This is a genomic window from Oenococcus kitaharae DSM 17330, from assembly GCF_000241055.1.
Taxonomy (GTDB): Bacteria; Bacillota; Bacilli; order Lactobacillales; family Lactobacillaceae; genus Oenococcus; species Oenococcus kitaharae.
On the sequence record NZ_CM001398.1, the window covers coordinates 1,287,032 to 1,309,096 of the forward strand.

At 46.2% G+C, this 22,065-nt stretch carries 18 protein-coding genes, 1 pseudogene and 1 riboswitch; all 19 genes and pseudogenes read left to right on the forward strand.

Annotated elements, in window-relative coordinates; genetic code table 11:
• Nucleotides 1-197: 197 nt before the first annotated feature.
• The 19 genes and pseudogenes from purE to OKIT_RS06585 all read left to right on the forward strand — a co-directional run bounded on the left by purE (nucleotide 198) and on the right by OKIT_RS06585 (nucleotide 22,038).
• Entirely contained in the window at nucleotides 198-692 is a 495-nt protein-coding gene (gene purE, locus OKIT_RS06495; protein ID WP_007746307.1) for a 5-(carboxyamino)imidazole ribonucleotide mutase, read from the forward strand.
• Between the two features lies 1 nt (nucleotide 693).
• Nucleotides 694-1,809 (forward strand): 5-(carboxyamino)imidazole ribonucleotide synthase, encoded by a 1,116-nt coding sequence (purK, locus tag OKIT_RS06500; RefSeq protein WP_028291733.1) that lies wholly within the window; start codon nucleotides 694-696, stop codon nucleotides 1,807-1,809.
• Nucleotides 1,806-2,531, forward strand: coding sequence for a phosphoribosylaminoimidazolesuccinocarboxamide synthase (gene purC / locus OKIT_RS06505; protein WP_007746309.1), 726 nt, complete (start codon nucleotides 1,806-1,808; stop codon nucleotides 2,529-2,531). Before purK ends, purC begins: the two co-directional genes overlap by 4 nt.
• A gap of 2 nt (nucleotides 2,532-2,533) precedes the next feature.
• On the forward strand, nucleotides 2,534-2,797 hold the full coding sequence (purS, locus tag OKIT_RS06510; RefSeq protein WP_007746310.1) for a phosphoribosylformylglycinamidine synthase subunit PurS: 264 nt from the start codon (nucleotides 2,534-2,536) through the stop codon (nucleotides 2,795-2,797).
• 1 nt (nucleotide 2,798) lies between these two features.
• Nucleotides 2,799-3,473 carry a phosphoribosylformylglycinamidine synthase subunit PurQ gene (gene purQ, locus OKIT_RS06515; protein ID WP_007746311.1) on the forward strand — a complete coding sequence of 225 codons (675 nt, stop codon included), beginning with the start codon at nucleotides 2,799-2,801 and terminating at the stop codon, nucleotides 3,471-3,473.
• The gene (purL, locus tag OKIT_RS06520; protein WP_007746312.1) at nucleotides 3,463-5,685 is read left to right on the forward strand and encodes a phosphoribosylformylglycinamidine synthase subunit PurL; all 2,223 of its coding nucleotides are present in this window, start codon (nucleotides 3,463-3,465) and stop codon (nucleotides 5,683-5,685) included. Before purQ ends, purL begins: the two co-directional genes overlap by 11 nt.
• Before the next feature lie 10 nt (nucleotides 5,686-5,695).
• Nucleotides 5,696-7,228 (forward strand): amidophosphoribosyltransferase, encoded by a 1,533-nt coding sequence (purF, locus tag OKIT_RS06525; protein WP_007746314.1) that lies wholly within the window; start codon nucleotides 5,696-5,698, stop codon nucleotides 7,226-7,228.
• The gene (purM, locus tag OKIT_RS06530) at nucleotides 7,221-8,273 is read left to right on the forward strand and encodes a phosphoribosylformylglycinamidine cyclo-ligase (protein WP_007746315.1); all 1,053 of its coding nucleotides are present in this window, start codon (nucleotides 7,221-7,223) and stop codon (nucleotides 8,271-8,273) included. The genes purF and purM overlap by 8 nt, the downstream gene beginning before the upstream one ends.
• The gene (gene purN / locus OKIT_RS06535) at nucleotides 8,270-8,860 is read left to right on the forward strand and encodes a phosphoribosylglycinamide formyltransferase (RefSeq protein ID WP_007746317.1); all 591 of its coding nucleotides are present in this window, start codon (nucleotides 8,270-8,272) and stop codon (nucleotides 8,858-8,860) included. The genes purM and purN overlap by 4 nt, the downstream gene beginning before the upstream one ends.
• Nucleotides 8,857-10,386, forward strand: coding sequence for a bifunctional phosphoribosylaminoimidazolecarboxamide formyltransferase/IMP cyclohydrolase (gene purH / locus OKIT_RS06540; protein WP_007746318.1), 1,530 nt, complete (start codon nucleotides 8,857-8,859; stop codon nucleotides 10,384-10,386). Before purN ends, purH begins: the two co-directional genes overlap by 4 nt.
• 23 nt (nucleotides 10,387-10,409) lie before the next feature.
• On the forward strand, nucleotides 10,410-11,690 hold the full coding sequence (gene purD, locus OKIT_RS06545; protein WP_007746319.1) for a phosphoribosylamine--glycine ligase: 1,281 nt from the start codon (nucleotides 10,410-10,412) through the stop codon (nucleotides 11,688-11,690).
• A gap of 51 nt (nucleotides 11,691-11,741) precedes the next feature.
• Nucleotides 11,742-11,836, forward strand: a riboswitch (purine riboswitch).
• Nucleotides 11,837-11,902: 66 nt separating this feature from the next.
• Nucleotides 11,903-13,051 (forward strand): IMP dehydrogenase, encoded by a 1,149-nt coding sequence (gene guaB / locus OKIT_RS06550; protein WP_007746320.1) that lies wholly within the window; start codon nucleotides 11,903-11,905, stop codon nucleotides 13,049-13,051.
• A gap of 86 nt (nucleotides 13,052-13,137) precedes the next feature.
• A complete protein-coding gene (locus OKIT_RS06555; RefSeq protein WP_007746321.1) occupies nucleotides 13,138-14,448 on the forward strand; it encodes an adenylosuccinate synthase in 1,311 nt (436 codons plus the stop codon).
• On the forward strand, nucleotides 14,445-15,746 hold the full coding sequence (gene purB / locus OKIT_RS06560) for an adenylosuccinate lyase (protein ID WP_007746322.1): 1,302 nt from the start codon (nucleotides 14,445-14,447) through the stop codon (nucleotides 15,744-15,746). Before OKIT_RS06555 ends, purB begins: the two co-directional genes overlap by 4 nt.
• Complete coding sequence (gene hpt / locus OKIT_RS06565; RefSeq protein ID WP_007746323.1) at nucleotides 15,743-16,306, forward strand: hypoxanthine phosphoribosyltransferase; 564 nt, start codon at nucleotides 15,743-15,745, stop codon at nucleotides 16,304-16,306. The genes purB and hpt overlap by 4 nt, the downstream gene beginning before the upstream one ends.
• A complete protein-coding gene (gene guaA, locus OKIT_RS06570) occupies nucleotides 16,306-17,859 on the forward strand; it encodes a glutamine-hydrolyzing GMP synthase (RefSeq protein WP_007746324.1) in 1,554 nt (517 codons plus the stop codon). The genes hpt and guaA overlap by 1 nt, the downstream gene beginning before the upstream one ends.
• Nucleotides 17,860-18,086: 227 nt before the next feature.
• Nucleotides 18,087-19,481, forward strand: a pseudogene (locus OKIT_RS06575) (DEAD/DEAH box helicase); the annotation flags it as partial.
• Nucleotides 19,474-20,682 (forward strand): GIY-YIG nuclease family protein, encoded by a 1,209-nt coding sequence (locus tag OKIT_RS06580; RefSeq protein WP_007746326.1) that lies wholly within the window; start codon nucleotides 19,474-19,476, stop codon nucleotides 20,680-20,682. The pseudogene OKIT_RS06575 and the gene OKIT_RS06580, both read left to right, overlap by 8 nt.
• 15 nt (nucleotides 20,683-20,697) lie before the next feature.
• Nucleotides 20,698-22,038: an ApeA N-terminal domain 1-containing protein gene (locus OKIT_RS06585; protein WP_007746328.1), complete on the forward strand. Its 1,341-nt coding sequence runs from the start codon at nucleotides 20,698-20,700 to the stop codon at nucleotides 22,036-22,038.
• Nucleotides 22,039-22,065: the final 27 nt, after the last annotated feature.

Consider the following 22,065-nt stretch of genomic DNA (forward strand, 5'->3'; position numbering starts at 1 on the left):
TTGTTTGCCATTTTTTGGAAAGAATGCCCTCGTTTAGGGATTCTGGTCGATATGCTTAATATTCGGGAAACAATAAAAATAATAAGAATTCTTAATCAAAACTTACGTAAATATAGTAAAACACGAACGTTCGGAAATAGATAGGCTGGATTTTTCAGTTTTTTTGGGGTACACTAAACAAGTATTTCGGAGGAAAGATGTCAGATACGAAGGTTGCGCTAGTAATGGGATCGGTTTCAGATTGGGACACAATGAAGCAGGCTGTCTCAGTTTTGAAGAACTTGCATGTGCCCTTTGAGAAGCATGTTATTTCCGCTCATCGTATGCCAGATCAGCTGGGTGCTTTTGCCAAATCTGCGAGAGATCGGGGCATTCAGATTATCATCGCTGGTGCTGGCGGGGCTGCACATTTACCCGGCATGCTGGCGGCTAATACGACTGTACCCGTTATCGGCGTACCCATGCAGACTCATGCACTAAATGGTTTGGATTCATTATTATCAATTGTCCAGATGCCGGCAGGCGTTCCTGTAGCGACGACGGCGATCGGCACGGCTGGTGCAAAAAATGCCGCTTATCTTGCTGCATCCATCCTGAGTCTTTCTGATTCAGAAGTTTTAGATCAATTAAATTTATTTAGGAAAACACAGACTGAAAAGGCCATTGAAAGCGAGATGCAGCTCAATGACTGAGATGAGGTCTATTTTTTTTCCGCCAGCAACGATCGGCATTATCGGCGGCGGACAATTAGGGCAGATGATGGCCCTATCTGCTAAAGCCATGGGCTATCACGTTGGTGTGTTGGATCCAACCCCTGATGCGCCGGCGGCTCAAGTATCCGACTTTCAGATCACAGCTGCCTATGATGACCAAAAAGCCCTGACCAAGCTGGCTGAAAAATCTGATCTGCTGACTTATGAATTTGAGAATGTCGATCAAACAGCGCTCGCGGCTGTTGCCAAAGCGACTGGGACAGCAGTTCCGCAAGGCGTAGCTTTGCTGGATATCACGTCCAACCGTTTGAATGAAAAAAATTTCCTGCGCGATCATGGTTTGCCGACAACAGCATTTGCAGCGGTCGCTTCGCCAGCAGAATTGAGAAAAGCGGTCGAAGAAATTGGTTTTCCTGGAATTTTAAAAACAATTTCCGGCGGCTATGATGGGCACGGTCAATGGGATATGAATTCTCAGCAGGATGTTGACCAATTGATAGAAAAATGGCCGGACAAGCTAACGGCGATTTTAGAAAAACGCGTGAACTTTGTCAAAGAAATTTCAATTATGGTCACGCGTGACGGCCAAGATCAAGTCAAATTATGGCCGGTCACGGAAAACCTGCATCAGCATCATATTCTGCATTTCTCTTTGGCACCAGCTGATATCAAGCCGGAAGTCCGCCAATCAATTCGTGAGAAAGTCACGCATTTGGCACAGGAATTGCACTTATACGGGGTTTTGGGTGTTGAGATGTTTCTTACAGCCGATGATCGCGTGATTATCAATGAATTGGCACCGCGGCCGCATAATTCCGGACATCTGACAATTGAGGCCTGCAATGTTTCTCAATTTGAGGGTCATATCCGATCAATCTGCGGACTGCCGATTGCCGATCCGATTTTACAGTCACCGGCCGCTATGCGAAATCTATTGGGTAATGATTTATTGGCTGCACGACAGGATTTGCTGAAACATCCCGAGTGGCATTTTCACGATTATGGCAAGGCAGAAGTCCGGCCCGGCAGAAAGATGGGACACATTACAGTCGTTGGCAGCGACGCGATCAAAGAACTGAAAGGGTGGAGACCATGACAGAAAAATTATTGTATTCAGGAAAAGCAAAAGACATGCTGCAGACGGACGATCCGCAAGTGATCCACGTCCGTTACAAAGATCAGGCGACAGCCTTAAATGGCAAAGTCAAAGAACAAATTCCCGGCAAGGGACAGCTGGCTTCGCATATTTCGGCTCTGCTCTTTGATTATTTGACAGCAAAAGGCATTGAAAACCATTTTATAAAAGAACTGGATAACGGCGATGCACTGGTCAGAAAAGTCACGATTGTGCCATTGGAAGTTGTCACACGGAATCTGACGGCTGGCCACTTTGCTTCACGATTCGGCCAAGCTGAACMCCTGCCACTAAAACCCGCTGTTCATGAATTTTATTTCAAATCTGATGCATTGGATGATCCCTTTATCAATGATGAGCAGGTCTTGGCTTTGAAAATTGCTGATGCTAAGACGATCGCGGCCTTAAAAGAAAAAGCTGAAACAGTCAATCAGCTGTTAACAGAATTGTTTGCTTCAATCGGCGTGACCTTAGTCGATTTCAAATTGGAATTTGGTTTTACAGATGACGGGCGGCTAATTTTAGCTGATGAACTGTCACCGGACAATATGCGGCTGCTTGATCAGGAGAGCCAGCAGTCCTTGGATAAAGATGTTTTTCGGAAAAAGACCGGCGATTTGAGGGTCGGCTATCAGACTGTGTTAACCCGTTTGAACAATAAATTGAGCATAAAGGAAAACTAATTATGTATTTGGCTAAAATTTACGTCACTTATAAAAAATCGATTCTGGATCCGCAAGGCGAGGTCGTTAAGTCAGCCCTGCATCGTCTGAGCTATACGAATGTCGAGGCTGTTACTTGCGGGAAATATTTTGAAATCAAGCTGGATACCACTGATAAAGCGGCGGCTGCCAAGGAAGTGGAAGCATTTTCTGACGAGCTGCTGATTAATATCAACATGGAAAGCTTCACTTACGATTTGAGCGAACTGGCTGAGGCGGTGGATTAACATGCGCGCGGCGGTGATTAATTTTCCTGGTTCCAATTGCGTACTGGATATGTATTATGCGCTGAAGGATTTTCGACTTGATGCTGAAATTGTTGATGCCAACCAGGAAAATCTAGATGGCTTTTCAGCAATTTTTCTGCCGGGCGGCTTTTCTTATGGTGATTATCTGCGCACAGGCGCGATCGCGCGTTTTGCGCCAGCCATGAAAGGCGTTGCCAAAGCGGCGAAAGATGGTCGGCTGGTTGTCGGCATTTGCAACGGTTTTCAGATTCTGACAGAAGCTGGTTTGTTGCCTGGAGCCTTAAGGGAAAATGCCAAACCCGGCTTTATCTGCGATGAAATCACATTAAATGTTGCTAACCCCGACAGTATCTTCTCATCGGCTTATGACAAGTTGCAAATCACATTGCCGATTGCTCACGGTGCCGGCAATTATTACGCTGACGCACAGACACTGGCATCATTAAAAGCACATCAGCAGATTATTTTCACTTATGAAGATAATCCCAATGGCTCCTTGGATGATATCGCCGGAATCGTCAATCAGGCGGGTAACGTGTTTGGCATGATGCCCCATCCTGAACGTGCTGTCGATTCGCTTTTAGGCAACACGGACGGCCGCGCTTTCTTCCAATCAATTCTGCAAAGAAAGGATCTTTTAACCCATGCTGACTAAAGTAAATCCCGAACCAAAAACGGCTGTCCAGATTCAAACCGAGAAAATTTACGCGGATTGGGGCTTGACCGAGCGCGAATACGAGATCATAAAAACGCGTCTTGGCCGTTTGCCTAATTACACGGAAACGGGCTTATTTTCAGCCATGTGGTCCGAACACGCTTCTTATAAAAAATCCCAGCCATTACTGCGCAGCTTTTGGTCAAAAAATGAGCGCGTCCTGCAAGGGCCTGGTGAAAACGCCGGTATTTTGGATATCGGTGATGGTCAGGCAGTTGTTTTCAAAGCCGAAAGCCATAACCATCCGTCACAAGTCGAACCCTATCAGGGTGCGGCCACCGGAGTTGGTGGTATTTTAAGAGACATTTTTGCCATGGGGGCTCAGCCGATCGCAGTTTTGGATTCCTTGCGTTTTCCGGAAGTCACCGATGACAAGACACGTTCTTTGATTGACGGCGTGATTGCAGGGATTGCTGGTTATGGAAATTCAATCGGTATTCCAACGGTTGGCGGCGATGTCTATTTTGACGATTCATATCGCGGCAATTTGTTGTGCAATGTAATGGCTGTCGGCTTGATGAATCACAGTATTATCAAAGTCGGTCAGGCTCGCGGTGCCGGCAATTCGGTGATTTATGTTGGCGCCAAGACAGGACGCGATGGGATAAACGGTGCCAGTTTTGCATCAGCTGAATTCTCGTCTGAAAAAGCTGCTCAGCGTTCGGCCGTCCAAGTCGGCGATCCCTTTATGGAAAAACTGGTCATGGATGCCACAATCAAAGCTGTCAAAGACCTGCCGGATATTGTCTTGGGCATTCAGGATATGGGTGCGGCCGGGATTTTGTCTTCCTCATCGGAAATGGGCGAAAAAGGCCACTCAGGGATTGAGCTGAATCTGGATCGCGTACCAGTTCGTGAGACCGGCATGATTCCTTATGAATTGATGCTGTCCGAATCGCAGGAACGCATGCTGCTTGTCGCCGCTAAAGGGCAGGAACAGCGCGTGATCGATCTCTATAAAGATTTCGGATTAGACGCGGTTGTGATTGGCAAAGTGACAGATGATGGCCGTTATCGTTTGACCTTTCAGGGGGAAACGGTCGCTGATGTCGACATTAATCTGTTGACAAAAGCGCCTTCCAGCGAACTGCCTAGTCAATTACCGGCTCATATCGCCGAGGCTGAGCAGACACAATTCCAGCCTGTCGTGAAAGATCCTGCTGAAATGTTTTTGAAAATGCTGGCATCCCCGACAATCGCTTCAAAAAAAGCCTTTTATCGTCATTTTGATTCCATGGTTAGAAGCGACACCGTTTTGCGTCCTGGATCCGATGCCGCGGTCTTGCGTATTCGCGGGACAAAAAAAGCGCTCGCGATGACGACTGATGTCAATAGCCGCTACGTCTATTTGGATCCCTATGAAGGCAGTCGTATGGCCATGGCTGAAGCAGCTAGAAATATTGTCGCCAGCGGTGCGATTCCGATCGGGATTACGGATTGCCTGAATTTTGGCAATCCCGATGATCCAGAAATTTATTATGAGTTAAAAGAGTCAATTGCCGGCTTAAATCAGATGGCCAAAAAACTGAATACGCCAGTGATTTCCGGCAATGTTTCCCTATATAACGAGACAGATCATCAAGCGATTTACCCGACGCCGATGGTCGGCATGGTTGGCTTGATTGAAGACAACCGCCAGATTACTTCGGTACCTTTCAAGCGGGCCGGTGATTTGATTTATTTAATCGGCCAAACACAAGACGACTTTAACGGTACGGAAATCCAAAAACTGTTAACGGGTAAGATTTCCGGAAAACTTTTCACTTTTGACGAGACGGCTGAATTAGCTAACCAACAGTTTGTTACTAAGGCGATTGCAACTGGCCTGCTGGCTTCGGCACATGATTTGTCTGAAGGCGGTTTGGCTGTGGCTTTGTCCGAATCTGTTTTCAATACGGATTTCAGTTTCCAAGTGGCTTTTCAGGGCACACATGCAGCTTTGTTCTCAGAGACCAATGGTCGTTTTATCGTCTCCGTGACAGCTGACAAGCAGCAGGCCTTTGAACAATTAGCCGGTAAACAGGCTGAGCTGATCGGTCAAGTCACCGATGGCACAACACTAGAAATTAAAGATGCTGAAGGCAGTTTTTCAATCAGCAAGCAGCAAGCCGCCGATCGCTGGCAGAATGCACTGGCTGAGTTGATGAGCTAATGGAGAAATCATGACGAAATTGCAAGCAGCAACTGATGTACAAGGATTGAATGAAGAATGCGGCCTCTTTGGTGTCTGGGGATTGCCGGATGCGGCGCAGACAACTTTTTACGGCATGCATGCCTTGCAGCATCGCGGTCAGGAAGGTGCTGGGATTGTTTCAAATGATCACGGCCATTTGTGGCAGCGGCGCGGACTTGGACTGTTGTCGGATGTTTTCCGTGATCCAGAGAAAATCGAAAGCCTAAAAGGGACTTCGGCGATTGGCCATGTACGTTATGCCACGGCCGGCACGCATGGGATTGAAAACATTCAGCCTTATCTGGTACACTTTAATGATTATCAGATTGCTTTAGCTCACAACGGCAATATCACAAATGCGCTGACTCTTCGCAAACAACTGGAGGATTCTGGATCGATTTTCCAGTCTTCTTCTGATTCGGAAATTCTGCTGCATCTGATCCGCCGTTCGCACAAAAGCACGATGAAAGAAAAAATTGCCGAATCGTTATTAAAGCTGCGCGGCGGTTTTGCCTTTCTGCTGTTAACGCCGGATGGTATGTACGCCGCTTTGGATCCGCATGGTTTTCGGCCATTTTGTGTCGGGCGTCTTCCTGGCGGCCAGTATGTCGTGGCTTCTGAGACAGCCGCTTTGACGATGACCGGGGCGGAATTTTTATTCGATATTCAGCCCGGCGAATTATTGACGATCAACGATCAAGGCTTGCAAATCGACCATTATACGCAGCATGTTTCGCTGAATATCGATGTGATGGAATATATCTATTTCGCGCGGCCGGATTCGACGATTTACGGGGTTAATGTCCACATGGCGCGCAAACACATGGGACGCAGACTGGCGATCGAACAGCCAGTCCCAAATGCTGATATGGTTGTCGGCGTGCCAAATTCATCACTGTCGGCTGCTCAAGGATACGCAGAAGAAGCCGGCCTACCAAACGAAATGGGCCTCGTGAAAAATCAATACATCGCGCGGACTTTTATTCAGCCTAACCAGGATCGGCGCGAGCGGGCTGTCCGTATGAAACTGTCGCCAGTTAAAGAAGTCGTAGCAGGCAAGTCAATTGTGTTGATTGACGACTCGATTGTTCGCGGCACGACCTCCATGTACATTATCCAGATGCTCAAAGACGCCGGCGCGCGCGAAGTGCATGTCCGGATTGCCTCGCCAGCTTTTAAATACCCGTCTTTTTACGGCGTTGATATGCAGACGACTGACGAATTGCTGGCTGCCAACCACACGCTGGCAGAAATGACTGAGATGATTCACGCTGATTCGCTGGCCTTTTTATCCGTCGAAGGCTTGGTTGATTCGATTAATCTCAAGACGCCTTATCCGGGAAACGGTTTAACGACAGCCTATTTCGACGGCCATTATCCGTCACCGATTTATGATTACGCACCGTCTCTGCAGGCAAAAGCTGATGCTGGCCTGGTGGTCTTTGATCCAGAGCCGGCTGCTGAATCTGTCTTAACCAGCAATATGATTATTTCCAAACAAGAAGGAGCTGTCTATGAGTGAGGATGCTTACGCCAAATCCGGTGTTGATATCAAAGCCGGCGAAGACGCAGTCGCAAAAATTTCGGATTCAGTCAAATCTACTTATACAGATGGCGTACTGGATGGTATCGGGTCTTTTGCTTCTTTTTTCCAGCTGCCGGCAGGGTACAAAAATCCCGTCCTCGTCTCTGGTACAGACGGCGTCGGTTCCAAATTATTGTTGGCCCAAGCTGCTGATCAGCATGGCAGCATCGGCCAGGATTTAGTCGCGATGGTGGCAAACGACATTCTCGTCCAAGGCGCCAAGCCTTTGTTTATGCTTGATTATTTAGCCATTGATCACGTTGAATCCGACAAAGTTGCCAAGATCGTGGCCGGAATCGCTGATGGTGCCCGCCAAGCTGGGATGGCTTTAATCGGTGGCGAGATGGCCGAATTAGCTGATATGTATCCCAAAAATGAGTACGATCTGGCAGGATTTGCTGTCGGCGTTGTCGACAAAACAGCGATTTTGGACGGCAGTCAATCGGCCGAAGGGGATGTGTTGCTGGGTCTAGCATCAAACGGATTACACTCAAATGGTTTTTCGCTGGTCCGCCAACTGCTCATGAAAAATCCTGGCCTAAGTTGGGCACAGCTGGATCCTAATTTGCAGACAGAATTATTAAAGCCGACGCGCATTTATGTCAAAGCGCTCTTACCGTTAATGCAGGCAGATCGAATTCATGCGGCTGCTCACATTACGGGCGGCGGCATGCTGGAAAACCTGCCGCGCATGTTAAATGACAATGTTACTGCTGAAATTCACTGGGGGACTTGGCCGATCCCAGCTATTTTCAAACGCCTGCAGACTGCTGGCCAATTATCAGACACAGAGATGTTGCGGACTTTTAACCTTGGTATTGGCTTGGTTGTCGCTGTGGCGCCTGATCAGGCGGCGGTCGTTTCAGAAAGTCTACAAGCTGCCGGCGAGCAGGTCTATCCAATCGGGCATCTAATAAAAAGGGCCGCGTCCGATCAAGCCCTGACATTTGTCGGACAGCCGGATTGGAGCCAGGAGCCATGACGGCGCCGATTCGCTTAGCTGTTTTTGCTTCGGGGAAGGGCACAAATTTCTCAGCACTCGCAGCATTTATCGAGCAAGAATTGCCGCAAGCTCAAATTGTCCGTCTGATTGTTGACCACGCGCACGTTCCCGTCATTGACCGCGCCGCCAAACACGACGTGCCGGTCAGCGTGATCAAATATTCAGCTTACGCAGACAAATCTGCAGCCGAAAAGGCGATTCTGGCGATTCTCGATAAAGATCAGGCCCAAGGTATTTTGCTGGCCGGTTTTATGCGCATCATCGGGCCGGATTTGCTAGCCGCCTTTCCAAATAAAATCATCAACATCCATCCAGCGCTGCTGCCGAGTTTTCCGGGCCGCCAGGGCATTGCCGATGCCTTTGATTACGGCGTGAAAGTGACCGGCGTGACGATTCATTTCGTCGATAGCGGTGTTGATTCAGGAAAAATTATTGCTCAGGCTGCCGTTCCGATCGCAGATGGTGAGACTTTAGCCGAGGTAGAAACACATATTCACGAAGTCGAACACCGGCTTTATCCGCAGACTTTAAAAAAATTGATTAAAAAGGGAGTATTTACCGCATGAAAAGAGCATTGTTGAGTGTTTCAGATAAGACAGGCCTCGTCGATTTTGCCAAGAGACTGGTTGAAAACGATTACGAGCTGATTTCCACGGGCGGCACTTTAAAAACACTGCAGGACGCCGATATTCCAGCTAAATCAATCACGGAAATCACGCATTTTCCGGAAATTCTCGATGGCCGTGTCAAGACTTTACATCCGGCTGTCCATGCGGCTTTGTTGGCCAAACGGGAAAACGCTGATCATATGGCAACTTTAAAAGAGCTGGACATCACGCCAATCGACCTCGTGGCTGTCAACTTATATCCTTTTAAAGAGACCGTCAGCAATCCCAACGCGACTTACGATCAGGCGATTGAAAATATCGATATCGGCGGGCCTTCGATGATTCGTTCGGCGGCCAAAAACGCCAAAGATGTCCTGGTACTCGTTGACCCGGCGGATTATGCCGCTGTTTTAACGGCCATTTCAGAAAACCAAATCACTGACGACCTGCGCCGGACACTGCAAGCCAAGGCTTTCCGCCACACGGCAGCTTACGATGCTTTGATCGCGTCCTATTTGTCAAAGACAGCCTTCCCGGAAAAACTGACGCTGACCTACGAAAAAGATTTCGATCTGCGTTACGGTGAAAACCCGCATCAAAAAGCGGCCGTTTATGCCAATCCAATTCCGACGCCATATTCGATTCTGCAGGCTAAAATTCTGCACGGTAAAAAACTCAGCTACAACAATATCAAAGATGCCGACGCTGCCTTGAGAACGATTCTGGAATTCAATCGGAAGCCGACTGTCGTGACACTCAAACATATGAATCCGGCTGGTATCGGTCAGGCCGACACGATTGAAAAGGCCTGGGACAAGGCTTTTGCGGCTGATGATATCTCGATTTTCGGCGGGATCGTCGTTGCCAACCGTGAAATTGATCTGGCCACTGCGACAAAAATGCACGCGATTTTCCTGGAAATCATTATTGCGCCGAGTTTCACGCCGGAGGCTTTTGATATGCTGGCCAAAAAGAAGAATCTGCGCTTATTGTCGCTGCCGATTGCCGACCAGCTGCCTAAAGAAATTGAAGTGACTTCTGTCTTGGGCGGCGCTGTGGCTCAGGAAATGGATGATGTCGTTGAAGAAGAAGCTGATCTAGAGGTCGTTTCAGAAAAACAGCCGACGGCCGAGCAGATTTCAGCTTTGATTTTTGCCCAAAAAGCTGTCAAACACGTCAAATCAAACGCCATTCTCGTTGCGACTGACGGACAGACTTTGGGTATCGGTGCCGGTCAGCCTAACCGCATTGATTCTGTGAAAATTGCGATTGCACATGCCGAGACGAAGCCGGATTTTGCAAATGCTGTCCTAGCTTCCGATGCCTTTTTCCCAATGGACGACTCTGTCTCTTTTGCAGCTTCCAAAGGTATTTCTGCGATTGTCGAACCCGGGGGTTCGATTAAAGACAAAAATTCGATTGCCATGGCAAACAAACTGGGCGTCGTCCTCGTCTTTTCACACCGCCGGCATTTCCGCCACTAACACAAAAGGAGGGCTCATTAGTCATGGCTAAAGTATTAATCATTGGCACAGGTGCTCGCGAGCATAGCCTAGCCAAAACATTTCTGACAAGCAAACATGTCGACACTGTGATTGTCGCACCTGGCAATGACGGGATGATAGAGCTTGGCATCCAGACTGCGTCCGTGGCCGTGGATGATTTGCCCGGTTTGGTCGCTCTGGCGAAAAAAGAAGAGATCGACTTGACTTTTGTGGGCAGTGAAGAGCCGCTGGTTTTGGGCGTCGTTGATGCTTTTCAACAAGCCGGCCTGCGCATTTTCGGGCCAAATAAAGCGGCTGCTCAATTAGAAGGATCCAAGACATTCACCAAAAAAATCCTGCAATTAGCCCAGGCACCGACGGCAGCTTATCATACGGTTAGTTCACTGACCGATGCTGAAAAAATCGTGGCTGGCAAACAGTTTCCGCTTGTCTTTAAGCTAGACGGTTTAGCGGCTGGAAAGGGCGTCTCAATTATCAAAACGCGCCCAGAAGCTGCTGAAAAACTCACTGACATCTACAGCAAAAATCCTGCCGAAAGTCTGTTAATCGAAGACTTCATGTCTGGGATAGAGTTTTCAATGTTTACCTTAGTCGGCAGTCATGGACAAATCGTTAACTTGCCAGCGGCTCAGGATCACAAGCGCCGTTTTGATGCCGACAAAGGGCCTAATACTGGCGGCATGGGTGCCTATAGCCCGATGCTGCAGCTGCCGGATTCAGTCTTACAAGAGACAACAGACAAAATTATTCTGCCGACAATCCGGGCCATGGCCGCCAATCAGACACCTTTTGTCGGGGTCTTGTATTCCGGCTTGATGTTGACACAGGCAGGTGTTAAAGTCGTCGAATTCAATGTGCGTTTTGGCGATCCAGAGACACAGGTGATTCTGCCTCAATTGACCTCGGATTTTTACGAGCTGATCTCAGATCTGCTTGCTGGCAAAACGACTCAGGCAGCTTGGCAAGATCAAGACGTGTATTTAGGCGTTGATATCGCAGCTCCGGGTTATCCCGAAGATGTTCAGCCGGGCTTCCCAACGCCACTGCCAGCAGACTTGCCAGATGGTTTTGAGATTGATTATGCGGCCGTACGCAAGTCCGGCCAGCAATTCCTATCGACTGGCGGACGTGTGGCGACGATCGTGGTGCACGCTGCGACAATGCTGGCGGCACAAGAAAAAATTTATAAATATTTAGATCAGGCACATTTAAAACTGACTTATCGTCATGATATCGGTTATCAATTGGCCGATTTCCAGAAAAATTTTTCACGGCAGCATTAAGATTTGGCATTCTCGGCCAATTTAGCTGTTGCTTTTTTACTGATCTTTGGTAAGATAAATAACAATCAAGCAGGTATATCGTCGGATAATGGCTGACAGTTTCTACCCAGCACCTATGCTGGACTATCTGTGGATGTAGCTCTTTTTGGCATCCGCAGGGACTTCTTGAAGCTTTCTGCGAATGCCTTTTTGTATATAAACGTGAGGATAATATGACAGATTTTTCAAACAAATATAAGAAACTCGGATTGACTTTTGACGATGTTCTGCTGATCCCGGCCGCTTCAGATGTGACACCTGACCAAGTCAAACTGGGTACTGACCTGACACCGACTCTGCACTTGAATATCCCGATTCTAAGCGCAGCTATGGATACAGTCACAGAACACGCCATGGCCGCGCAATTGGCTTTAAATGGCGGCATGGGCGTGATTCACAAGAACATGCTGATCGCAGATCAAGCTGCTGAAGTCGCCAAAGTCAAGGCCACGGCAGTTGATTTAAACAAGTATCCCAATGCTGCTATTGATTCAAAGGGCCAGCTGATTGTTGCGGCTGGTGTTGGTGTGACAAACGATACCTTAGACCGCGTCACCGCTTTAGTCTCAGCTGGTGCAAACGCCATCGTCGTTGATTCAGCTCACGGTCATTCGGCTGGTGTTTTAAGAAAAATCCGTGACATCCGCAGCGCTTATCCAACCTTGAATATTATTGGCGGCAACATCGCCACTGAATCTGGTGCCAAAGCCTTATTCGATGCCGGTGCTGATGTTGCCAAAGTCGGTATCGGTCCTGGTTCGATCTGCACGACGCGTGTTGTTGCCGGTGTTGGCGTTCCGCAAATTACAGCCATTACCGATGCTGCCCAAGCTGCAGCTGATTATGGCAAGACAATCATCGCTGATGGCGGTATGAAGTGGTCCGGCGATATTGTCAAAGCGATTGCTGCCGGTGGCAATGCTGTCATGCTGGGCTCGATGTTGGCCGGCACCAAAGAAGCACCTGGTGAAGTGATCACAGGCGAAGATGGCAAACAATACAAAACTTACCGCGGCATGGGATCCATGGCAGCTATGCAGAATGGTTCTAAAGACCGTTACTTCCAAGGCGAAGTCAAAGAGGTCAACAAACTGGTTCCTGAAGGTATCGAAGCCGTGACTGCATATAAAGGCACTGTCGATGACGTGATCTTTGAAGACCTTGGCGGCATCCGTGCCGGCATGGGTTACACAGGTTCTGCCGACATCAAAGATCTGATCGAAAAAGCTGAATTTGTCCAGATTACAAATGCTGGTTTGATCGAATCTCACCCGCACGATGTCCATATTACAAAAGCTGCCCCAAATTACGTCCGGATTTGATAACGTTCGTGTTCTAATCGCATATAGTAATTCACGTCGAGAACAACGACGTGTTTTTTTGATTATTTAGAACTTTAGGAGATTTTATGGCTGGAATTGTCGTAGTAGGATCGCAATGGGGAGACGAAGGCAAAGGCAAGGTTGTTGACTTGTTTTGCCAAACGGCTGACGCAGTCGCCCGCTATCAAGGTGGTGATAACGCGGGTCATACGGTATATCATGGCGGCAATAAATTCGAATTGTCGGCGCTGCCGGTGGGTATCATCAATCCCAAACATTTAGCAATTATCGGCAACGGTGAAGTTGTCAATCCAAAAGAATTACTGACAGAAATGAAAGGCTTGTCGGAGCGCGGTATTGATCTATCCGGCTTGCGCATTTCGGATCGAGCACAGGTGATTATGCCATATCATATTGCCTTGGACGGCTTGGCAGAAGAAGCCAGCGGCGGCCGTATCGGTACGACGAAAAAGGGCATCGGCCCGACTTACGCTGATAAAATCAATCGGCAGGGCATTCGCATGGTGGATTTAATTGATCCAGAAGCCTTTGCCGAAGCACTAAAACAAGTGCTGCCTTTAAAGAATAATGAAATTACGAAATTATACGGCGGACAGCCTTTTGATTATGAGACTGTTTATAACGAATACAGCGCCTACGGAAAAGAACTAGCCAAATATGTGACGGATGTCACGGTTCTCATGGACGAATTGACGCGGGAAAACAAGCGGATCGTCTTTGAAGGCGCTCAGGGCGTCATGCTGGATATCGACCACGGTACTTATCCTTTTGTCACCTCATCAAATCCCGTTGGTGCCGGTGCTGCTGTTGGCACAGGTGTCGGCCCGGATAAAATCCATGAAGTTGCCGGCGTTGTCAAAGCTTATACCTCGCGTGTCGGCGAAGGGCCTTTCCCGACTGAATTGAAAAACGAAATGGGCAGCCATATCCGCGAAATCGGTCACGAATACGGCGTGATTACGAAACGTCCCCGCCGGATCGGCTGGCTGGACACAGTTGCTTTGCGCCATGCCGTTCTAGTTGCCGGCATCACGGAATTAGCAGTTAATTCATTGGATGTGCTTTCCGGCTTAAAAGAAGTTAAAATCGCGGTTGCCTACGAAAAAGATGGCCAGCGTATTGACAATTTCCCAGCCAATCTGCGTTTGCTAAAAGGCGCGACTGCGATCTATGAGACGCTGCCGGGCTGGTCGGAAGATATTAGTGATGACGCGCATTTTGAAGATCTGCCAGTCAATGCACAAAATTATTTGAAACGGATTTCCGAATTGCTGGAGCGGCCGCTATTGAGCTTTGCTGTCGGCCCGCATGCTGAACAGACTCACTTGCTGAAAGATCTTTGGTCTGACGGCAGAGAGGCGATGCATACCGCATGATTGATCGATATACGAATCCGGAAATGGGCGCCGTTTGGGAACTGCAGAATCAGTACCAGACCTGGCTGGAAGTTGAAATTGCCGTTGACCAGGCTTGGGCCAATTATGGCGCGATTCCACAAGCTGATGTGGACGCTATTCGCGCTAAGGCACATTTCAATGTTGACCGAATCGCAGAGATCGAAGCACAGACGCATCATGATGTTGTCGCTTTTACACGTGATTTATCAGAATCTTTGGGTCCAGAAAAACGCTGGATCCATTTTGGCTTGACCTCCACTGATGTCGTCGATACAGCTCAAGGCTTGCGTTTAAAACAAGCTAATCAAATCATCAAAAAAGATTTAGCTGCCTATCTGGCACAAATCAAGGTCATGGCGCTGAAATACAAAAAGACTGTCATGATGGGCCGGACACACGGTGTTCAAGCTGAGCCGACGACTTTTGGCTTGGTTGTGGCACGTTATTATGAAGAGACCCTGCGAAACATCCAGCGTTTTAATATCTCCTCTAAAGCACTAGAGACGGGCAAATTATCCGGTGCTGTCGGGACTTTTGCTAATATTCCCATGTCTGTCGAGGAAGACGCCATGGCCCAATTAGACTTAACGCCTCAGCCGATTGCTTCTCAAGTCCTGCCGCGTGATCTGCATGCGGCTTACATTAATGACATTGCCTTAATTGCGACCGGAATTGAGAATTTTGCGACGGAAATTCGCGGCCTGCAGCGCTCAGAAATTCATGAAGTCGAAGAGAATTTCGCGGCCGGTCAGAAGGGTTCATCGTCAATGCCACATAAAAGAAATCCGATTGGCTCGGAAAACATGACTGGTCTTGCCCGCGTGATTCGCGGCCACATGCAGACAGCCATGGACGATATTACTTTGTGGCATGAACGCGATATTTCTCATTCATCTGCCGAACGGATTATCCTGCCGGACACGACGATCCTGATCGATTACATGCTTCAGCGTTTTACCGGCATCCTCAGCAAGCTGGCTGTCTTCCCGGAGACGATGAAGGCCAACATGCATCGGACTTACGGCCTGATTTATTCGCAGCGTCTGCTGTTGAAGCTGATCGATAAAGGCCTGAGCCGAGAAGAAGCTTACGACACAATTCAGCCTTTGACAGCCCGTTCCTGGGACGAACACAAGATGTTCAAGGATCTGGTCGAAGGGGATAGCAAAGTAACAAAAATTTTGACTCAAGCAGAAATCGACGACGCTTTTGATTATCACTATCATCTGCGCAATGTCGATAAAATATTTGAACGGATAGGTTTGGAGGAATCATGAACGCGTTAGTGAGCCACCCGGCGATTAAATCAGTCTTAGCCACGGAAACGGATATCTCGGCAGTTGTCCAGCATCTGGCTGATCAATTGGACAAGAAATTTGCTGAATCTGATCCGCGGCCGCTTTTTATCTCCGTCTTAAAAGGGGCAGCCATTTTTACAACGGATCTACTGCGGAAAATGACTGTTGATGTCGACCTGGATTATATTGATGTCAAATCTTATAACAACACTGAATCGACTGGTAACATCCGCGTCACCCATGATGTCGATACAGATATGACAGGTCGCGATGTCGTGGTCGTCGATGAGATTGTCGATACAGGCCGCACAATGAAGTGGCTGCGCGATTATTTCATGTTAAAAGGCGCCAAGTCAGTCACAACGGTCGTCTTGACTGATAAAAAAGCTGCTCGTATCGTCGAAGTTCCGATTGATTACGCGGGCCTGCAAGTGCCAAATTCTTTCTTGGTCGGCTACGGCATGGATTACAATAGTTATTTTCGCAATCTGCCCGTGATTGCGATCATTGATACGACAAAATTGGATACGATTAAGTAATGGTAGAAATCGATAAAAAATACGACAAAGTCTTGGTGCTGGATTACGGCAGCCAATATAATCAATTGATTACACGCAGAATCCGTGAATTCGGCGTTTTTTCCGAATTGAAATCGCGCAAGATGACGATTGACGAAATCAAAGCTTATGCACCAAAAGCGATTATCTTATCCGGTGGGCCAAAATCCGTCTACGCCGAGGATGCTTTTACGATTGATCCAGAGATGTTTGAATTGGGCATTCCGCTACTAGGTGTCTGCTACGGCATGCAGTTGATTGCCTATCGCTTGCCAGGCGGTAAAGTCACTGCTAATCAGGGAAACGGCGAATTCGGCCAAGCAGCATTGCATTTTGATGAAAAGTCACTTTTGTTTGCTGACACGCCTGAAGATCAAAAAGTTCTGATGAGCCACGGTGATTCTGTCGAGGCCGTGCCGGATGGTTTTGTTATTGCAGCCAGCACAGATAAGACAAAAATCGCGGCCATGGCTGATGACGACAAGAAACTGTATGGTGTCCAATTCCATGCTGAGACGACGCTTTCTGAATACGGTAACCAGATTATAAAGAATTTTGTCTTTAAGATTGCTGGCTGCCAGGCTAATTGGCAGATGAAAGATTTCATCGAAGACCAGATCGAAAAAATCCGCGCTGAAGTTGGCGACAAAAAGGTCTTACTAGGTCTTTCCGGTGGTGTCGATTCTTCAGTCGTCGCTGTTCTTTTACATAAAGCCATCGGCAAACAGCTGACTTGTATTTTCGTTGATCATGGCCTGCTGCGTAAAAATGAGGCTGCCATGGTGATGGATTCTCTGGTTGGCAAGTTTGGTTTGAACATTATCAAAATCGATGCACAGCAGCGTTTTTTGTCTAAATTAGCGCATGTGACCGAGCCTGAGAAAAAACGCAAGATTATCGGCAAGGAATTTATCGAGACCTTTAATGACGAAGCCAAGAAGCTGAAAGGGATTGAATTTTTAGCTCAGGGCACTCTGTACACGGATGTGATTGAATCTGGGACGGATACGGCTCAGACGATCAAATCCCATCATAATGTCGGTGGCCTGCCTAAAGACATGCACTTCAAATTGATCGAGCCTTTACGCACGTTATTTAAGGACGAAGCCCGTGAATTGGGTGAAGAGCTGGATATGCCGCATGCCTTGGTCTGGCGTCAGCCATTCCCAGGTCCAGGATTGGCTATTCGTATTTTGGGTGAAATTACCGAAGAAAAACTGGCGATTGTCCGTGATTCCGATGCGATTTTGCGTGACGAGATCGCTAAAGCCGGCCTGGAAGATAATGTCTGGCAGTATTTCACGATCCTGACCGGCCTGCGCTCTGTTGGCGTTATGGGCGACGGCCGTACGTATGACTGGACGATCGCCATCCGCGCCATTACCTCCATTGACGGTATGACGGCTGATTTTGCCAAACTGCCATGGGACTTATTAGGCAAGATTTCTGAACGCATCGTCAACGAAGTCGGCCACATCAACCGCGTTGTCTACGACATCACGAGCAAGCCACCCGCAACGATAGAGTGGGAATAATTTCGTAACCATATTTGAAGCTTAAACAGCGGTATAAAGGCGTTTTAGATTTTTATTATTGGGTTCAAACTCCGCCAAATCCGCCAAAATTATAAGGTGCTCCGCCATAACTCCGCTAGAACCCAGTGGACTACCGTTTGTAAAACTCATTTGAAAGCTGTTTGAAATTTGATAATTTCTGATGGCTTTTTATTTTAGAATGTTATTTGTAAGAAACTTTGGAAGGTATTATGGCCATGACGGGGTCTTATTTTCGTGGCGATTCATCACCAATTCTTTCCCCGGAGGATGAACAACTATATGACAAGGTAAGTTATACCTATTATGAGCAGCTTGATGGTTACAAATATTTGAAATCGTTTGGGATTGATTACAAATTTTATCAAGGATCTTATCTGACCGCCTTAAACAATGCTATCGATATCTCTAAAAAAACAATTATCCATATTCCTAGTGTTAATTCCGGTGAATCAACTAAAGACAAATACAATGAAGTTGATGCAATTTTTGATGCTATTGGAGAAGTTATAAAACAAGATCCTGAAACCGGTATTTATATTCTGAAAAGTCATGTAGATGGTCGGTTACTGAAAGTGGCTGATTTAGTAAACGAAGAAGGACGTGACAAGGTCCAAGACTATCTACGCAAGATGAATAATGAGGATCAGCTGGATATTCTTGTTGCGCTCGGCATGGCAAAAGAAGGATTTGATTGGCCTTGGGCCGAGCAGGCACTAACGATCGGTTACCGTCGCTCTTTAACTGAGATTGTGCAAATTATCGGACGAGTCACGCGTGATAGTTCCAATAAAACACATGCGCAATTTACCAATATGATTGAAGAGCCAGATGCAAAAGATGGGGAAGTCCAGTATGCAGTTAACTCAATTCTGAAGGCCATTACGGCATCTCTACTAATGGAACAGGTACTGGCCCCAGAGATTCACCTTAAGGCACGTAAACACAAGCAAAATAAGGGCACAGGCAATGCTGGCGATATCTTTATTCGTGGGTTGAAGGATCCTTCAACCGAAAAAGTCAAGAGCATCATTGAGAATGATATGCCTGATCTCAAGGCAGCTATTCTTCAAGATGATGGAGTCAAAAATGGTATTGCAGCTAATGTGAATGCTGAGACGATGAATAAAGTATTGATTCCGAAAGTTATTATGACTCGTTATCCTGGCCTGAATAATGAGGAAATAGAGGAAGTTCGTCAATATGCAGTGGCTGATACCGTATTAAGACACGCGGTCGTTGACCAGACAACTGATAAAAAAGGTAACACAAATGAGTTTTTGAGAATGGCAGACAAATTTATTAATGTGGATGAATTAGATATTAATCTGATTGATTCCATTAATCCCTTTCAGCGTGCTTATGACGTGTTGTCTCGAAATATTGATAGCGACATCCTTCGTGTTATTCAACGCTCTATTGATGCGAAAAAATACGATTTTACTGATGATGAACTTGTATATTTGTATAACCAAATTAAGCAATTTGTTGTTAAAAATGGGAGAGAACCAGATAAAAATAGCCACGATGAAGTCGAAGCCAGGATGGCATATGCCTTAGCCAAACTCCGGGATATGCAAGCAAGGAGAAAGCAAGTTGAATAATTTGAATCCAATCCGCTCCTTGGAAGATATTTTTAATGATCCGGACGCTACAAACTTGCTTGCCAGTAAGCCAAAACATCATTCAGTTAGTTCCGATCCGTTAGTTGAAGGATTTCAAGAGATTATCAAGTGGGTAAACGATCATGACGGTCAGGAACCTCAAAAATTACGCGATCCTGCGGAAATGCAACAGCGCAAGTTAGCGAGCCGTCTTAAGGGAATTCGTGAGGATCCCAAAAGGTATGAATTGTTAAAACATTATGACACGATCGGACTCCTAAAGGAACAAGAGAATTCACAAGGGCTTGATGAGGTCGTGCAAAAAGAAGAAAAAAATTTTTCTTCGTTGGACGATATTTTGAGTGATGATTCTATACTGTTCAAAAAAAGTGATCAACAAGTTGCTGATAGTAGATTGTTTGATACTGACAGGTTGAATGAAATCAAACGGGAACAAGAGAACAAACCCGAAGTTATTTCACAGCGGAAGGCTGCAAGTGATTTCGGTATTTATCGAAATTTGTTCAATAAGACGCAGGCAGAAATAGCATCTGGTCAGCGGCAATTGTTGCCATTCAGAAATTACGAATTGCTACCGAAGCATTTTTATGTTTTAAAAGGGCAACTACTGTATATTGATGAAATTGGCGAAGAGGTCAAATTGAATGACAATAGTCAACGCAAGACGGATGCTCGTATGCACGTGGTCTACGACAATGGCACTGAGAATAATCCAACACGAAACGGATTAGCTGCTTCGCTATATGGGAGGCAGGGCCGTATTGTGACGGACCTGGAAGAGAATTTTGAATTAAAAAATGAAGATCGTGTTACCGGATATATTTATATTCTGGAGACTTTGAGTGAAAATCCACAGATAAAAAAAATTCAAGCCGAATACCCACTTTACAAAGTTGGATTTACTACCGGATCCGTTCAGTCAAGAATTGCCAACGCTGCGAATGAACCAACTTATTTGTATGGCCCAGTTCGACTAGTTAGTGAATTAAAAGTCGTTAATTTGAAAGCTGAAACATTGGAAACGGCACTGCATCATGCGCTTTCTCCGTATCAGCTTAATGTAGATATTGAAGCTGGAAATGGCCGAATTATCAATCCACGAGAGTGGTTTACTGCCAAATTGGATGTCATTATTAGCACTGTGCAACATATTGTGGCACAGCTTCTGGAAGCGAACTAATAAGGGATTGTGAGTATGGAGAAAAAGAAGTTTACAGAATATGATATGCGGGATGATTTTACATTTCCGGTATATGTTGGATACGGTCTAATCGAACAAGGTGGGATCGAGGATATCGATCCCAGCCAACAGATTCCAGGGGAGCTAACACGGCGAAATGGGGAAACTTATTTAGAATTAGCTGATAATCCCAGAAAGAAAGATTTTAGGAAGACCGGCATTATTTACAACGATGAAGATAGGGTATCTTCGGAGGAAGATGGTTACACATGGTTTGCTCGTACTTGGGATGGCAGGATACTTTTTGTCATACATAAATATTTTAAGATAGCTTCACATTCTCCCAGCGCATTTAATCACTTCAGTAACGAAACTTCCAAATGGCTGATTAACGATTATTCCATGTCTAGTCAGTATATGCTGGCTAGTGGTGTTTATCAAGCAAGATTATATCTCGATCACATTTATTCTTGGTTCGCCCTTTTTAAGCCCGAACAGGAACTCGAAACAACACCACCCTTAATTTTTTCTAATTTACAATTTGAAGGCAAAACATTTTCCTTGATGGTTGGTGCAGAAGGAAAAGAAAAACATAAGCTTCACTCGTTTGAGCGAACGGCACACACTTTTATCAAGATTAGCTTTGAGGAGACGCAGACAAGAGATTTTATTTATCGTCTAGCAGTTGCTATTCGAAATTTTTTCCAAATTTTGATAGGCAAGGCAATAGGCATTAGTCGTATTATTCTCAATCGAAATAAATCATTTAATCCTAAGACAAAGATAATGAATCCTGAAGATGAACGAGAAAATTGGTTTTTAGATCAATCTTTCCTTCCTCAAACTATTGTTGAAAAAATAGACCAATCAGATTATCCTTATCGCCGGATCTCTGAAAAATTTGATTCTATCTTGAAAAAGTATTTAGCTGATGTGAAACTTCAAAATCTTGTTAGTACATATTTGACTGTAGACCAATTTCAGATACCCGTGAATACTCAAATCATTACCTTGGTATCAGGCATTGAGTCCTATTGCATAGATTTAAAATATCCATCTAATGGGAAACCCATTAAGAGAGCTATTGAAAAACTTCAATATTTTTTTGGGTTACTGGATAACTTGGATGAGTCGGCGCAGCATGTTATAGAAGGAAGAAAAGTAGATGTTCAACTTCTGTTGCAAGGTATGATCGATTCGAGGGATTATATCGTTCATGGTGAAAAGACAGAAAAAGCCCGTTCTGAAACCGAACTTATACCTGATTTGATTATTTTTAAAAATTTAATGCGCAAGGTGATCGCGAAAATAATACTTACGACTGTGGATAAAAACGGTTCATGTAGTGCCTACTAGTCGCGATAAAAAAGCTGATATAACTGA